The 15,540-nt window shown below is 68.4% G+C and carries 14 protein-coding genes; 12 read left to right on the plus strand and 2 right to left on the minus strand.

Annotation, left to right across the window (positions count from 1 at the left end):
* Positions 1-24: 24 nt before the first annotated feature.
* The 4 genes from H0I76_RS01565 to H0I76_RS01580 are packed head-to-tail and all read left to right on the plus strand — an operon-like array spanning position 25 to position 4,008.
* A complete protein-coding gene (locus H0I76_RS01565) occupies positions 25-579 on the plus strand; it encodes a GNAT family N-acetyltransferase (protein WP_200606112.1) in 555 nt (184 codons plus the stop codon).
* Positions 576-1,610 carry a GTPase ObgE gene (obgE, locus tag H0I76_RS01570; RefSeq protein ID WP_200606116.1) on the plus strand — a complete coding sequence of 345 codons (1,035 nt, stop codon included), beginning with the start codon at positions 576-578 and terminating at the stop codon, positions 1,608-1,610. Before H0I76_RS01565 ends, obgE begins: the two co-directional genes overlap by 4 nt.
* On the plus strand, positions 1,598-2,737 hold the full coding sequence (gene proB, locus H0I76_RS01575; RefSeq protein ID WP_200606119.1) for a glutamate 5-kinase: 1,140 nt from the start codon (positions 1,598-1,600) through the stop codon (positions 2,735-2,737). The genes obgE and proB overlap by 13 nt, the downstream gene beginning before the upstream one ends.
* Entirely contained in the window at positions 2,737-4,008 is a 1,272-nt protein-coding gene (locus H0I76_RS01580; RefSeq protein ID WP_200606121.1) for a glutamate-5-semialdehyde dehydrogenase, read from the plus strand. The genes proB and H0I76_RS01580 overlap by 1 nt, the downstream gene beginning before the upstream one ends.
* A gap of 105 nt (positions 4,009-4,113) precedes the next feature.
* Here the strand turns inward: H0I76_RS01580 and H0I76_RS01585 are convergent, their stop codons facing one another.
* Positions 4,114-4,641 carry a YcbK family protein gene (locus tag H0I76_RS01585; protein WP_234455045.1) on the minus strand — a complete coding sequence of 176 codons (528 nt, stop codon included), beginning with the start codon at positions 4,639-4,641 and terminating at the stop codon, positions 4,114-4,116.
* 350 nt (positions 4,642-4,991) lie between these two features.
* On the opposite strand from H0I76_RS01585, the gene H0I76_RS01590 reads away from it, so the two are divergent.
* The 4 genes from H0I76_RS01590 (at position 4,992) to H0I76_RS01605 (ending at position 9,538) form a co-directional block, all read left to right on the plus strand.
* Positions 4,992-6,704 carry a L,D-transpeptidase family protein gene (locus H0I76_RS01590; protein ID WP_200606124.1) on the plus strand — a complete coding sequence of 571 codons (1,713 nt, stop codon included), beginning with the start codon at positions 4,992-4,994 and terminating at the stop codon, positions 6,702-6,704.
* A 200-nt stretch (positions 6,705-6,904) separates the two neighbouring features.
* On the plus strand, positions 6,905-7,981 hold the full coding sequence (gene lpxD, locus H0I76_RS01595; RefSeq protein WP_200606125.1) for a UDP-3-O-(3-hydroxymyristoyl)glucosamine N-acyltransferase: 1,077 nt from the start codon (positions 6,905-6,907) through the stop codon (positions 7,979-7,981).
* Positions 7,982-8,057: 76 nt separating this feature from the next.
* Positions 8,058-8,321, plus strand: coding sequence for an acyl carrier protein (locus H0I76_RS01600; protein ID WP_200606126.1), 264 nt, complete (start codon positions 8,058-8,060; stop codon positions 8,319-8,321).
* A 2-nt stretch (positions 8,322-8,323) separates the two neighbouring features.
* Positions 8,324-9,538: a beta-ketoacyl-[acyl-carrier-protein] synthase family protein gene (locus H0I76_RS01605; RefSeq protein WP_200606127.1), complete on the plus strand. Its 1,215-nt coding sequence runs from the start codon at positions 8,324-8,326 to the stop codon at positions 9,536-9,538.
* A gap of 67 nt (positions 9,539-9,605) precedes the next feature.
* Here the strand turns inward: H0I76_RS01605 and H0I76_RS01610 are convergent, their stop codons facing one another.
* A complete protein-coding gene (locus tag H0I76_RS01610) occupies positions 9,606-10,139 on the minus strand; it encodes an invasion associated locus B family protein (RefSeq protein ID WP_200606128.1) in 534 nt (177 codons plus the stop codon).
* Between the two features lie 537 nt (positions 10,140-10,676).
* Here H0I76_RS01610 and H0I76_RS01615 point away from each other — a divergent pair.
* The 4 genes from H0I76_RS01615 to H0I76_RS01630 all read left to right on the plus strand — a co-directional run bounded on the left by H0I76_RS01615 (position 10,677) and on the right by H0I76_RS01630 (position 15,512).
* The gene (locus tag H0I76_RS01615; protein WP_200606130.1) at positions 10,677-12,206 is read left to right on the plus strand and encodes a helicase HerA-like domain-containing protein; all 1,530 of its coding nucleotides are present in this window, start codon (positions 10,677-10,679) and stop codon (positions 12,204-12,206) included.
* Between the two features lie 76 nt (positions 12,207-12,282).
* The gene (locus tag H0I76_RS01620) at positions 12,283-13,323 is read left to right on the plus strand and encodes a phosphotransferase family protein (RefSeq protein WP_200606133.1); all 1,041 of its coding nucleotides are present in this window, start codon (positions 12,283-12,285) and stop codon (positions 13,321-13,323) included.
* Positions 13,324-13,478: 155 nt separating this feature from the next.
* On the plus strand, positions 13,479-14,981 hold the full coding sequence (locus H0I76_RS01625; RefSeq protein ID WP_200606136.1) for a CoA-acylating methylmalonate-semialdehyde dehydrogenase: 1,503 nt from the start codon (positions 13,479-13,481) through the stop codon (positions 14,979-14,981).
* 99 nt (positions 14,982-15,080) lie between these two features.
* Positions 15,081-15,512 (plus strand): YqaA family protein, encoded by a 432-nt coding sequence (locus H0I76_RS01630; protein WP_200606138.1) that lies wholly within the window; start codon positions 15,081-15,083, stop codon positions 15,510-15,512.
* Positions 15,513-15,540 lie beyond the last annotated feature (28 nt).

Genomic DNA, 15,540 nt, shown 5'->3' on the forward strand with positions numbered 1-15,540 from the left:
GCGCTGCAAGGAGGCGCCGCCACCATGACAGTCGACACGATCGCGACCGAACGCCTGATCCTGCGCCCGCTGCGTCCCTCGGATGCGGGGCCGATGACGCTCTATGCGTCCGATCCCCGGCTCGCGCGGATGACCACCTCGATCCCGCATCCCTATCCGCCGGGGGCAGCCGAGGCCTACATCGCCGCGCGCCTCGAGGGGCGCACCGGCGAGGCCGTGTGGGCGATCGACGCGATGCCCGAGGGCGGCGCCGAGCTGGTCGGCATCATCCTCCATCGCCCCGACACGGGCGAGATCGGCTACTGGGTCGGCCCGCCGTTCTGGAACACGGGCTATGCGTCCGAGGCGCTGGCGGGACTGGTCGCGCATCTCTTCGGCGCGGGCCTCGACCGGCTGACCGCCAGGGTGATCGAGGAGAACGGCGCCTCGGCGCATGTGCTCGAAAAGATCGGCTTTACCCAGACGGGGATCGGGGAGATGTTCTCGGCTGCGCGGGGTTGCGTCGTGCCGGTCCGCGAATTCGCGCTTGAGCGGGCCGACTGGCTCGCGGCGCAGCACGTGCCGGAGGGCGCCCGATGAAGTTCCTCGATCTCACCAAGGTCTATGTCCGGTCGGGCTCGGGCGGCCCCGGCTGCGTCAGCTTCCGGCGCGAGAAGTTCGTCGAGTTCGGCGGCCCGGATGGCGGCGATGGCGGCCGCGGCGGCGATGTCTGGGCCGAGGCGGTCGACGGGCTCAACACCCTGATCGACTTCCGCTACCAGCAGCACTTCTTCGCCAAGAACGGCGAGCACGGCATGGGCCGCCAGCGCACCGGCAAGGACGGCGACGACATCGTGCTGCGCGTGCCCGTGGGAACCGAGATCCTCGACGAGGACGAGGAGACCGTGATCGCCGACCTGACCGAACTGGGGCAGCGTGTCCTGCTGGCCAAGGGCGGCAATGGCGGCTGGGGCAACCTCCACTTCAAGTCCTCGACCAACCAGGCGCCGCGCCGTGCCAACCCTGGGCAGCCTGGTGTCGAGCGCACGCTGTGGCTGCGCCTCAAGCTGATCGCCGACGCGGGCCTTGTCGGGCTGCCCAATGCCGGGAAGTCCACCTTCCTCGCGGCGGTCACCAACGCCCGGCCCAAGATCGCCGACTATCCGTTCACGACGCTGCACCCCAATCTGGGCGTCGTCGAGGTCGACGGCGCCGAGTTCGTCCTCGCCGACATTCCCGGCCTGATCGAGGGCGCGCACGAGGGCAGGGGGATCGGCGACCGCTTCCTCGGCCATATCGAGCGCTGCGCGGTGCTGCTGCACCTGATCGACGCGACCTCGTCCGACGTTCTGGGCGACTACCGCACCGTGGTTGCCGAGCTCGAGGCCTATGGCGGCGGCCTTTCCGACAAGCCCCGGATCGTCGTGCTGAACAAGTGCGACGCCCTGACCGAGCAGGAAGCCGAGGACCTCACGATCCTGCTGCGCGAGGAGGGGGTGCCGGTCAAGCTCGCGATCTCGGGCGCCGCGGGCCAGGGCGTGCGTGACGTGCTCAGGCTGCTGCGCCAGCACATCCTTCGCGCACGCAAGGCCGAGAAGGCGCCGGCGGAGGCGGGCGAATGGAGACCCTGAAGGTGCCGGTGGTGCAGAGTCCTCTCGAAGCCGCGCGCCGTCTGGTCGTGAAGGTGGGCTCGGCCCTGCTGGTCGATGCGAAGGGCGATCTGCGCGCCGGCTGGCTTGCGGGCCTTGCCGAGGACATCGCCGCCGAGCGCGCGGCCGGGCGCGACGTCGTGGTCGTCTCGTCGGGCGCCATCGCGCTGGGGCGCGGGATCCTGGGGCTCGGGGCCGGGCACCTGGCGCTCGAGCACGCCCAGGCCGCGGCCGCGATCGGCCAGATGCGCCTCGCGCGCGCCTGGGAAGAGGCGCTCTCTCCCCTCGGATACCGCACGGCCCAGGTCCTGCTCACGCTCGACGACACCCAGCGGCGGCGGCGCTACCTGAACGGCAAGGCGACGCTCGAGGCGCTGATGGGGTTCGGCGCGATCCCCGTGGTGAACGAGAACGACACGACCGCGACCGACGAGATCCGCTACGGCGACAATGACCGCCTTGCCGCCCGCGTGGCCCTGATGGCCGGGGCCGACGCGCTGGTTCTGCTTTCCGATGTCGACGGCCTTTATACCGCCAACCCGCGCGTCGATCCCGAGGCCCAGCATCTGCCCGAGGTCACCGAGATCACTCCAGAGATCGAGGCGATGGCCGGCGATGCCGGGTCGGGTCTCAGCCGCGGCGGGATGAAGACGAAGATCCTGGCGGCCAAGACCGCGATGCAGGGCGGCTGCGCCATGGCCATTGCCGCGGGGGCGTGCCAGCACCCGCTGCGCGCCCTGCACGACGGCGCGCGCGTCACGTGGTTCCGGCCGCGCCGCAGCCCCTCGGCGGCGCGCAAGCAGTGGATCGCGGGCATGAAGCCCATGGGCCAGCTGGTGGTCGATGCCGGCGCTGTGAACGCCTTGCGGCGCGGCAGTTCGCTGCTCCCTGCGGGCGTGCGTGCGGTCGGAGGCAACTTCGAGCGGGGCGATCCGGTCGCCATCGTGACCGAAACGGGTGAGGCGATCGGCGCGGCACTTTCGGGCTATAGTTCGACCGAGGCAACGCTGATCGCGGGCGTCCGGTCCGAGCGGATCGAGGCCGTGCTGGGCCATCCGGGCCGCGCGGCGATCGCCCATCGTGACGACATGGTGATCTGGGGGATGTGATGGACCATCGGGCTGACGACATCGCCGCGACGATGCACGAGATCGGCCGGCGCGCGCGCGACGCGGCCGCCGAACTGGCTTTTGCTTCCTCCGCTACGAAGGCGGCCGCGCTCGAAGCCGCCGCCGACGCCCTGATCCGGGCGACGCCTGAAATCATCGAGGCGAACGCGCGCGACATGGAATATGGACGCGACAAGGGTCTCTCGCCGGCCATGCTCGACCGCCTGATGCTGGACGAGGCGCGCATCCGCGCGATGGCCGACGGACTGAGGGCCGTGGCGGCTCAGCCCGATCCGGTAGGCGCGGTGATCGCCGAATGGGACATGCCCTCGGGGCTGCACATCAGGCGGGTGCGCACGCCGCTGGGCGTTGTCGGGGTGATCTATGAAAGCCGCCCGAACGTGACCGCCGATGCCGGAGGGCTGTGCCTCAAGTCGGGCAACGCCGCCATCCTCAGGGGCGGGTCCGAGAGCTTTCACTCGTCCGGCGCCATACATGCCTGCCTCGTCGAGGGGCTGGTCGCGGCCGGCTTGCCGGCCGACGCGATCCAGCGCGTGCCCACCCGGGACCGCGCGGCGGTGGCCGAGATGCTGCGCATGACCGGCTTCATCGACGTGATCGTGCCGCGTGGCGGCAAGGGGCTGGTCGGCCTCGTGCAGAGCGAGGCGCGCGTGCCGGTCTTCGCGCATCTCGAGGGGATCTGCCACGTCTATCTCGACCGCGAGGCAGATCGGGACAAGGCGCTCAGGGTCGTCGTCAACGCCAAGACCCGGCGCACCGGGATCTGCGGCGCGGCGGAATGCCTGCTCATCGACCGCCCGGTCGCCGGCACGCTGGGCCGCGAGATCGTGGCGGCGCTCATCGACGCCGGCGTCCGCGTCCATGGCGACGAGGGCGTGCAGGCACTCGATGACCGCGTGATCCCCGCCACGGATGCGGACTGGGGGCGCGAATATCTCGACATGGATATCGCCGCGCGCGTGGTCGATGGCGTCGATGCGGCGACCGGCCATGTGCGCCAGTTCGGCTCCAGCCACACCGAGGCGATCCTGACCGAGAACGACGAGACCGCCGCCCGGTTCTTCGCCCGCCTCGACAGCGCCATCCTGATGCGCAACGCCTCGACCCAGTTCGCCGATGGCGGCGAGTTCGGGATGGGCGCCGAGATCGGGATCGCGACGGGCAAGATGCATGCCCGCGGGCCCGTCGGCGCCGAGCAGCTGACCAGTTTCAAGTACCTGGTCGAGGGCGACGGTACCATCCGCCCCTGAGGTCCCGCGCGCCCGCGTGAGGCGCGCGGCATGCGCCCGTTCCGGAAATCAAAACGGCGCCCCCTGGGCGCCGCGTTTCAACCGGATGCCGCGATCGCGGGCATCTCAGCGACCCCACTCGCGTACGGGACCCGAGTCGAGATGGACGAACTGCGAGCGGCTGTATTTGCCGACGCCGCCCGCCCGGAGCGAGAGCCCGGCGCCCGAGATCTGCCGGACGCTGCGCGACTTGAGCGTCACGTCCACGGCCATGCCCTTGATGTGGTAGGAGTTCGAGGCCACACCCTTGCTACGGTTGCGCAGCAGGCTGTTCGTCTCGGGCGTGCGATAGCCCGAAATGACCTCGAAGGGCTCGGTCGTGTCCAGCAGGCCATGGGTGGCCGAGAGGATGTCGAGAACCGTGGGATCCATCTCCATCTCACGATCCTGGCGCCAGTCGCGCAGGATGTGGTTCATCGACTCGAGCGCCTCGGGGACATATTCGCCCTCGATCCAGTAGACGCTCTTGATCCACTCGCCCGTGCGCCGGTTGACCAGGGACAGGGAGCGGAAATCGCCGCGGCCGCGCAGGACGGCCGGGGCGGCGGGCGTGGCGCTTGCAGCAAGCGCTGCAAGCGCAGCGGCGCCAGTCATAAAGCGACGACGATCCATTGTCATGGTGAGATTCTTGCCTGTTCACTGTCTGCCCGTGTCCACGGCGCTGTGAGCTTCGTCACATTTCCGCGGCTCTTTTGTCCTATTTTATGCCATATCCGAAAATCCCTTCCAAGTTGCAAAGCTGCAACGAGCGGGTCGGGGGTGAACTCGGGCCGCATTCGAATCGTTTAACGCGCGGCGCCATGCTTGCGTTCCCGCTGCTGCAATTTTCACACTGGGAATGAAAATTACGTGAAGCTCGGTGCGGCTTCAGGCAAGCTGGTGTAATGTCATGCTATAGACCTCAAACAACTCTTTTGTAGCTTTTGCGCAACATTGGTGATGCGATGAATCGTCCACTCCTGACTGCGACGAATGGGGTTGCGGCGCTGCTGCTGCTGGGAATCACTTCAGCAGCACTGGCGCCGGCGAACGCCCAGACGTCGAGCCTTCGGGAGCCCGCGGCGGTGCAGCCGGCTGCCCGGCTCGCGCCCTATGTCGAGGCCGCATTCGGCGACGAGCCCGAGCTCGTGGCCGTCTACGCGGCGCGGGCATACACGCCGATCTGGGTCTCGGAGGACGGCCGCCTTTCCGATGCGGGGCAGGCGCTGGTGGCGGCGTTCAAGGATGCGCCGCGTCACGCCTTGCCGGCCGAACGCTACGCCCGCGCCGTCACGTCCCTGGGCAGCGGTGGCGACACGGCGGCGGACGAGATTACGCTGTCGCGGGCCTTTCTCGGCTACGCGCGCGACCTCTCCTCGGGCGTGCTGACCCCGCAGAGCCTGGATCGCGACCTGGCCGTCAAGCCGCCGCGCCCCGAGCGCGCGGGGCTTCTCGCCGGCGTGTCCTCGACGAGTGATCCGGCGGCATACCTGGCCGGGCTCGCGCCGGCCTCTCCCGAGTACGCGGCGCTGATCGAAAGGCTCGCCAGCCTGCGCGCGCTTGCGGCGAAGCCCGATGCGTGGGGACCCCAGATCTCCGAGGGACCGACCCTGCGAGAGGGGAGCACGGGGCCGCGGGTACTCGAGCTGCGCGCCCGCCTTGCCGGTCTGGGCGACCTCGGGGCAGCCACGCACGGCCTCGTGCAGGCGCAATCCGAGGAAAGCGTCGTGGTCGCCGCGAATGACGTGGTGAACGATGCGAACGCCACCATGGCCGCCGCTGCCGACCCTAAGCTCTATGACGCGGCGCTTGCCAAGGCGGTGCGCGCGTTCCAGCGCCGGCACGGCCTGAACGAGGACGGCGTGGTCGGCCCGGCGACGCGCGCCCAGCTGAACCAGTCGCCGGCGTTCCGGGCGGACCAGATCGCCGTCAACCTCGAGCGCATCCGCTGGCTCAACCGCGATCTCGGCAGCCGGCACATCATGGTGAACATCGCGGGCTTCAAGATGCGCGTGATTGACGACGGCCGCGAGATCTTCGAGTCGCGCGTCGTCGTCGGCACCCGCCGGCACCAGACGCCCGAGTTCTCGGACGAGATGGACCATCTCGTGATCAATCCGACATGGTTCGTCCCACGCTCGATCGCCGTGAACGAGTTCCTGCCGAAACTGCGCGAGGATCCCGGTTACCTCGAGCAGCGCGGCTACGTGCTGAAGGGCGCCGACCCGTGGACGGTGGACTGGGAGACGGTGACCGCGTCGACCTTCCCCGGCTCGATCCGTCAATCGCCCGGCGAGCGCAACGCGCTGGGACGGGTCAAGTTCATGTTCCCGAACGATTATTCGATCTATCTTCACGACACGCCGCAGCGTCATCTCTTTGCGCGCGACGTTCGTGCCTATAGCCACGGCTGCGTGCGCGTCGAGAAGCCGCAGGAGCTCGCTGAGCTGCTCCTCTCCTACCAGGAAACGGACCCCGCCACCGCGTATCAGGGCTGGCTGGCCTCGGGGCGCGAGCGCTACGTGACGCTCGAGGAACATCTGCCCGTGCACATCACCTACCGGACCGCGTGGGTCGATGCGTATGGCGTGGACCAGTTCCGCGGCGACATCTACGGGCGCGACACGCTGGTCATGGACGCGCTTCGCTCGGCCGGGGTTTCGCTCGTCGGCAGCTGAGGCGCCGCGCCCGTACCCGATCGCAAGTTCAAGCGGGCCGGCCATTCCCCGGAATGGCCGGCTCTTCCGTTGCGCAGAGGTCCCCTCGCGCAGCTCCCGGCATGGCTCGGGCGGTGCGGTCCGCCCGGTGGCGCTTCGCTTGCGTCGGGGGTGGCTGCGCGGATAGAACGGGCGCGGGCAGGGCAGTTCCGGACGGGCTCATGGGATACACGATTGCCGAGATCGCGGCACATACGGGGTTGTCGGCCGAGGGCGATCTGAGCCTGTCGGTCGTGCGTCCGTCCGAGCCATCCGACGCGGCGCGCGACGAGCTCGCGCTCGCCATGTCCCGACAGTACGAAGAGGCCGTCGCGGCCTGCCAGGCGCAGGCGGCGGTCCTTTGGCCGGGCGCCGACTGGAAGGCGCTGGGGCTCAAGGCCGCGCTGTTCGCGCCGCGCGCCCGGGTCGCCCTGGCCGGGATCACGGGGATGTTCGAGCCGGCGCTCGATCTCGAGCCGGGCATCCATCCGACCGCCATCATCGATCCGTCCGCCGTGCTGGCCGAGGACTGCTGGGTCGGCCCCTACACCCTGATCGGCCCTGGCGTCGTGATCGCGCGCGGCGCGCGGATCCAGTCGCATGTCTCGATCGAGCGTGGGGCGCAGATCGGCGAGAACGCGATCATCCGCGCCGGCGTGCGCATCGGCCGGGACGTTCGGCTCGGCGCGCGCGTCTCGATCCACCCCAATGCATGCCTTGGCGCGGACGGCTTTTCCTACGTCACGCCCGAGCCGGGCAGCGTCGAATCCGCCAAGACTTCGGGTGCCGTCTCGGATGCGGGGCGCAACCTGTCGCTCACGCGCATCGCCTCGCTCGGCTCGGTCGAGGTCGCCGATGATGTCGAGATCGGCGCCTCCAGCTGCATCGACCGCGGGACCGTCGCCGACACGGTGATCGGGCGCGGCACCAAGATCGATAACCTGGTGATGATCGGCCACAACGTCCGCGTAGGCGAGACGTGCATGCTGTGCGGGCATGTTGGTCTTGCTGGCTCGATTACCGTTGGTGACCGCGTGGTTCTGGGCGGTAAGGTGGGCGTCGCCGATCACGTGACGATCGGGCACGACTCGGTGGTCGCGGGCGGCTCGCTCGTCGGTTCGGACATTCCGCCGCAGAGCGTCATGCTCGGGGTTCCGGCAATGCCTCGCGGCAAGGCGATCGAGCAGATAATGGCGATCCGCCGCCTGCCGCGCGCACTCGAGCAGCTGCGCGAGCTGCGGCAAAAGATGGGGCTCTGATCCGCGCGCGGGTTCGTGACCCCGAGCGGATCGAGCAGGGCCGGGACAACAGCGGCCTGCCAAGGAGGGACTGGCCATGAGCGATGACGTCAGCGCGAAAGTTAGCCGGATCATTGCCGAACAGGCAATGGTCGATGCCGCCGATGTGACACCCGACAAGACGCCGGAGGCGCTCGGGCTCGACAGCCTCGCGATCGTCGAGATCGTGTTCGCGATCGAGGAGGCGTTCGACATCACGATCCCCTACAACGCGAACGATCCTAAGGACTCTGATTTCGATATCTCGACGGTCGGTGGCGTCATCTCGGGTGTGAAGACGCTCCTCGCCGAGAAGGGCTGAGGATGCATCGCGTAGCGGTAACCGGCATCGGGGTCGTCTCGGCGCTTGGGACTGGCAGGGAGGCGCACTATGCGGGCCTTGCCGAGGGGCGGTGCGGCATCGGCCCGATCGAGCTGATCGATCCCGAGCGGCTGATGATCAAGATCGCGGCCGAGGCCAAGGACTTCCGGGGCGAGGAGCGGTTCGACCGGCAGGAACTCCTGCTGTTCGACCGGATCACGCAGATGGCGCTGGTCGCGATGGACGAGGCCAGGGCCCAGTCGGGGATCGAGTTCGACGAGGCGCTGGGGCTGCGCACGGCGACCATCATCGCGACTGCGATGGGGGGGCTGCATACCTGCGACGAGAACTACCGCACCGTCTACCAGGAGCAGAAGAACCGCGTTCACCCGTTCATCATCCCACGCCTGATGGCCAATGCGCCGGTCAGCCAGATTTCGATGAAGCACGGTCTCATGGGGCCGGCCTGGTCGGTCTCGACGGCTTGCGCCTCGTCCAACCACGCCATCGGCCAGGCTTTTCACATGGTCCGCTCGGGGATGGTCGATGCCGCCGTCACTGGCGGGACCGAGTCGGTGCTGTGTTTCGGCGGCATCAAGGCATGGGAAGGGTTGCGGGTCATGTCGCGCGACGGGTGCCGCCCGTTCTCGGCGGACCGCAACGGCATGGTGCTGGGTGAGGGCTGCGCGATCCTGATCCTCGAGCGGATGGACCGCGCGATGGAACGCGGGGCCGATATCCTGGGCGAGATCGCGGGCTTCGGCGCCACGGCCGATGCGGCCGACATCGTGGCGCCGGCCGTGGATGGTGCCGCCCGCGCGATGACGATCGCGCTGACCGACGCCGGGATGGCACCCGACGAGGTCGGCTACATCAACGCCCACGGCACCGCGACGTCGCTCAACGACAAGACCGAGGCCGCGGCCATCCGTCTGGCGTTGGGGCCGGCGGCCGAGCGCGTGATGGTCTCCTCGACCAAGTCCATGCACGGCCACGCGATCGGGGCGGCGGGTGCCCTCGAGGCGGCGGCCGTCCTGATGGCGCTGGGCAGGGGCATCGTGCCGCCGACCATCAACCACGCCGCGCCGGACCCCGAGATCGGCCTCGACGTGGTTCCCAACACCGCGCGCGAGGCCCGGGTGGATGCGGCGCTGTCGAATGCCTTTGCCTTTGGCGGGCTGAACGCCGTGCTCGCCTTCCGCCGCTGGCAGGGCTGAAACGAAAAGCGGCGCCGGATGGCGCCGCGCTCTCTCATGCTTGTGTCCGCTTGTCGCGCGGGGCCGGTTACTGGGTCGGCCTTGGCAGCGGCGTGAGCGACTCGTAGGCCTTGGTGAAACCCTTGAGCGAGATCTTGATGACCGTCTCGTTCTGAAGGACGTAGGAGAAGTTGGCCGTGGTGCCCTTCTTCATCAGGCTCACCGCCTCGTCGGTCATAGGCGCGCCGGCGACGCAACCAATGGGCAGGCAGCGGGTGATGCCCAGAGGCGCGGTCTCGCCGTCGTCGATCTTGAGGCGCACGCCATAGGGGATCAGCACGCCGAGTGGCGCCTGGACCTGCAGCGCCGCGGGAATGGCCGCGCCGTTCTGCGTCTTGGCGCCCGAGATCCGCTGGAGCGACACCAGCAGCGCGTCCTGGCCGTTCGCGTTCTTGCCGATCTGGGTGATCCGGCAGTCGTCGGTCCCTTCGAGACACCGCACCGACCAGTCACCATGCGTCGTCTTCTCGACCTCCTTGGGCTGTCCCTGCTGCGCCAGCGACGCGCTGTTGAGTCCTGCCGCAACCAAGGTCGCAGCCGCGAGTGTTGTCAGAAGTCTCAAGGTCATTGTCCTGTTTGCGCCGCATCAAACCGATCGCGGCTTCCGCATGTGTTGCCAGCGCCCCGCGGCGAAATCAAGGTCACCTCGCGGGTTTCACCGGCTTCCTCGTCGCGCGCTTGGTGTTTGGCGCGTCACCGATGGCCACGGACGCAGGGTCTTCCATGAAGCACAGGGGCGCCCGAAGCGCCCCTGACTGCGGTTACCCGCGTGTGATTATGATATTTTTTTCCCTGTCGAACTGGCCGTGCCGTTCGCGAAAGCATCTTTGGCCGCGATACTTGGCGCCGTCAACAGCCGATTTCGCTCTGTGCCGTCACGATCCGTGCATTTCCTGCAAATGCCGAGCATTCGGGCAGATGAACGCGCCGATGCCGCAAAAAGAACCGCGCCAGAGGCGCGGCCAAGTCGACAGGGAGGAGAAAAACCACAAATCCTGATACGCGTGAAAGTCACTGCATGGTCAGAGTGACTTGAAATGGTTAAGACGCTTCTGACGATACGAGGGAATTGAGGAAATTCCGGGGCGAGAGGGGCGTGATGTCCGATAACGAGACAGTTTTCTTGGGCGGCGGCGGCGAAGGCTACGCGACCCCGTCAGTCCTGCGTCTTGGCTACGCCAACCGCCATGGCCTGGTCGCGGGGGCGACTGGGACGGGAAAGACCGTGACTTTGCAGATCCTTGCGGAAAGCTTCTCGGCCGCTGGCACCCCGGTGTTCCTCGCGGATGTTAAGGGCGATCTCTCGGGCCTCGCGGAACCCGGCGACCCGTCGCATCCGCTGCACGAGAAACTGATCGCCCGCGCGACGAAGATCCGCTTCGACGATTACGGCTACGACGCGTTCCCCGTCACCTTCTGGGACCTCTTCGGCGAGAAGGGGCATCCGATTCGCACGACCATCACCGAGATGGGCCCGCTTCTGCTGGCGCGGCTGCTCGAGCTCAACGACACGCAGGAGGGCGTGCTCAACATCGTGTTTCGGCTGGCCCAGGAGGAAGGCCTCGCGCTGCTCGATCTCAAGGACCTGCAGGCGCTGCTGGTCTTCGCCGGCGAGAACGCGCGCGATCTCTCGCTCCGCTACGGCAACATCTCCAAGGCATCGGTCGGGGCGATCCAGAGGCGCCTGCTGGTGCTCGAGAACCAGGGCGCGGCAGGCTTCTTCGGCGAGCCCGCCCTGTCGCTCTCGGACATGATCTCGACCACCCCTGACGGCCGCGGACGGATCAACCTGCTGGCCGCCGACCGGCTCATGCACTCGCCCCGGCTCTACGCGACCTTCCTGCTGTGGCTGCTCTCCGAACTCTGGGAGGAGCTGCCCGAGATCGGCGACCCCGACAAGCCGCGCTTCGTGTTCTTTTTCGACGAGGCGCATCTGCTGTTCGACGACGCCCCCAAGGCGCTGGTCGACAAGGTCGAGCAGGTAGCCCGTCTGATCCGCTCGAAGGGGGTGGGCGTCTACTTCGTGACGCAGCAGCCCGACGACGTGCCCGAGGACGTGCTCGCGCAGCTTGGCAACCGCATCCAGCACGCGCTGCGCGCCTTCACGCCGCGAGACGCCAAGGCGCTGCGGGCCGCCGCGCAGACCTTCCGCCCGAACCCGCGCTTCGACACCGAGACCGCGATCCGCGAGGTCGGGGTCGGCGAGGCGGTGGTGAGCTGCCTCGAGGCCAAGGGTGTCCCTGCCATGGTCGAGCGCGTCCTGATCCGGCCGCCGTCCTCGCGGCTCGGTCCCTGCGCAGACGCAACCCGGACAGCCGCGATCGCGCGATCGCCGGTGGCGGGGGTCTACGAGAAGGTGCTCGACCGCGACTCCGCCTTCGAGATGCTGCGCGCTCGCGCCGAGAAACGCGCGCAGGAAACGGCTCGTGCCTCCGAGGCCGAATCCGAGACCCCGCGCGAATACAACCGCGGCTCGCCCTGGGGCGGCGAGCGGACAAAGAGCCAGCCGCGCCGCTCGTCGCGCACCGACAGCGCCAGCGACGCGCTGATCAAGTCGGTCGCGCGCGCCGCCGGGTCGCAGTTCGGCCGCAGCGTCGTGCGCTCGCTGCTGCGCGGCCTGTTCCGCTAGGCCCAGCCGCCCCGCGACCTGGCCCGCCGGCCGTGCTGGCATGGTCCTGGCCACTTGAACCGACGGAGGGATCCGGATGACCACCGGTGATGTTCGGCTGGAACTCGATATCGACAAGCTCGTCGCCTATCTCGGGCGCGAGATCCCCGATTTCGCGCCGCCCGTCGCCCTGCGCCAGTTCAGTGGCGGGCAGTCGAACCCGACCTACCTGATCACCGACGCGGCCGGCCGGCGTTACGTGCTGCGCCGCAAGCCCCCGGGCGCGCTCCTGCCCTCGGCCCATGCGATCGACCGCGAGTACCGGGTGATGCAGGCGGTTGCGGGGCAGGGGGTGCCCGTGCCGCGGATGCTGGTTCTGTGCGACGACCGCGACGTGATCGGGTCCGAGTTCTACGTGATGGAGCACCTGACGGGCAGGGTGCTCTTCGACACCGATCTGCCCGGGATGACGCCAGACCAGCGCCGCCGGACCTATGATGCCGTCCTTGGCGCCCTTGCCGCGATCCACCGCGTAGACGCCGAGGCGGCGGGGCTCGCGGATTTCGGCAAGCCGGGCGGCTACATCGCGCGCCAGGTGCGGCGCTGGTCGCAGCAGTATCGCGCCTCGGCCACCGGCACGATCGAGGCGATGGACCGGCTCGAGGCGTGGTTGCCCGGCGCGGTCGACGCGATCCCGGACGAGACCTGCCTCGTGCATGGCGACTTCCGGCTCGACAACGTGATGCTGCACCCCGACCGCCCCGAGGTGATCGCCGTTCTGGACTGGGAACTCTCGACCCTTGGCCATCCACTTGCGGATCTTGGCTATTTCCTCATGACCTGGGTGTTCCCCCAGGGGCTGCGCTTCGGGATGGCGCATCTCGACCTCGCGGCGCTGGGGATCCCCTCGATGGAGGAGATGGTCGCCACCTATTCCCGCCTGACCGGGCGTGACGGGGTGGCCAACCTCGACGTGCTGCTGGCCTACAACATCTGGCGCCTCGCGGCGATCCTCCAGGGGGTCTATCACCGGGGCCTGCAGGGCAACGCGGCGTCCGAGGAAGCGCTGACGATGGGCAAGGACGTGGACCGGCTTGCACAACTGGCTTGGCACTATGCACGGCGGGCCGGCGGGTGAATTGTGACCCGGGACCCCGTCGGGGTGCGTCGAGGCTGCGCTTGACCTCGGCACCGAAACGACGAAAACGGGGCTGACGCCCCATGCGCGGCCGCTCCGGCACGCCTGCGGCCAAGAATTCTAGACGGGCCACGCCCGACCAAGGGAGACGCGAGATGACCACGGAACTCACCCATTTCATCGGCGGCAAGCATGTGAAGGGCACCTCGGGCCGCTTCGCCGACGTGTTCAACCCGGCGACCGGCGAGGTCCAGGCCAAGGTGCCGCTCGCCTCGAAGGCCGAGGTGCGCGCCGCGGTCGAGAATGCGATGGCCGCCCAGCCCGCATGGGCCGCGCAGAACCCGCAGAAGCGCGCCCGCGTGATGATGAAGTTCGTCCAGCTTCTGCATCGCGACATGGACAAGCTGGCCGAGGCGCTGTCGCGCGAGCATGGCAAGACGCTGCCCGATGCTCGCGGCGACGTGCAGCGCGGCCTCGAGGTAGCCGAGTTCTGCATCGGCGCGCCGCATCTGCTGAAGGGCGAATACACCGACGGCGCAGGCCCCGGCATCGACATGTACTCGATGCGCCAGGCGCTTGGCGTGGTCGCGGGCATCACGCCCTTCAACTTCCCCGCCATGATCCCGATGTGGAAGTTCTGCCCCGCGCTGGTCTGCGGCAATGCCTTCATTCTCAAGCCGTCCGAGCGCGATCCCTCGGTGCCGCTCATGCTGGCCGAGCTTATGCTCGAGGCCGGCGCGCCCGAGGGCATCCTCAACGTCGTGAACGGCGACAAGGAATCGGTGGACGCGATCCTCGACGACACCGACATCCATGCGGTGGGCTTCGTCGGCTCGACGCCGATCGCCCACTACGTCTATTCGCGCGGCACCGCGGCCGGCAAGCGCGTGCAGTGCTTTGGTGGCGCCAAGAACCACATGATCGTCATGCCCGATGCCGATATCGACCAGGCGGTCGACGCTCTGATCGGCGCGGGCTATGGCGCGGCGGGTGAGCGCTGCATGGCGATCTCGGTTGCCGTTCCGGTGGGCGAGGAGACGGCGGATCGTCTCATCTCCAAGCTGGCACCGCGCGTCGAGAGCTTGAAGATCGGGCCGTATACTGCTGGCGAAGACGTGGATTTCGGCCCGCTCGTGACCCGCGAAGCCTATACCCGCGTCAAGGGGCTGGTGGACAGCGGCGTCAAGCAGGGCGCCGACCTGGTGGTCGATGGCCGCAATTTCCGCCTTCAGGGCTACGAGGACGGCAACTTCATCGGTGGCTGCCTGTTCGACCGCGTGACCAAGGACATGGACATCTACAAGACCGAGATCTTTGGCCCGGTCCTGTGCACCGTGCGCGCCAAGACCTACGAGGAGGCACTGGGCCTTGCCATGGACCACGAGTATGGCAACGGCACCGCCATCTTCACCCGTGACGGCGACACCGCGCGCGACTTCGCCAACCGGATCAACATCGGCATGGTCGGCATCAACGTGCCGATCCCGGTGCCGCTGGCCTATCACACCTTCGGCGGCTGGAAGAAATCGGTGTTTGGCGATCTCAACCAGCACGGGCCCGACGCGATCCGCTTCTACACGCGCACCAAGACGGTCACCGCGCGCTGGCCCTCGGGCGTGAAGGAAGGCGCCGAGTTCTCGATCCCAGTCATGGGCTGATCCTGTGCGGGGCGGGCATCGCCGGATGCGATGTCCGCCCTTGCTTGCCGGCGCGCTGCCGGCTGCCTTGCGGGCGGGCATACGATTGCCGGCGATGCCATGACGATCACCATGCTGGCCGCCCTCGGCACGCTCTTCCTCGCGGCGTTCGGTGCCGCGACCGTTCTTCCCTTCCAGTCCGAGGTCGTCTTCGCCGCCATGGCGGTCGAGGAGGTGGCGCCGCTCTGGCTGCTGGTCACGGTGGCCTCGGTCGGCAATACGCTCGGCTCGGTCGTGAACTATGCGATGGGCCTCTTCATCGAGCACTGGAAGGCCAGCCGCTGGTTCCCGGTGACCGAGAAGCAGCTCGCACGCGCTCAGGACTGGTATGCGCGCTGGGGCGTGTGGACGCTGCTGCTCAGCTGGGCGCCGTTCGGCGACGGCTTCACGGTCGTCGCGGGCATCATGCGCACGAATTTCTGGCTGTTCCTCGGCCTCGTCGCGATCGCCAAGACGGGCCGCTTCCTGCTGCTCGCCTGGGCGCTGGCATGAGGGGCGGATGGGCGCCTCGGCCGAGCAT

The organism is Thermohalobaculum xanthum (genome assembly GCF_016623495.1).
GTDB lineage: Bacteria > Pseudomonadota > Alphaproteobacteria > Rhodobacterales > Rhodobacteraceae > Thermohalobaculum > Thermohalobaculum xanthum.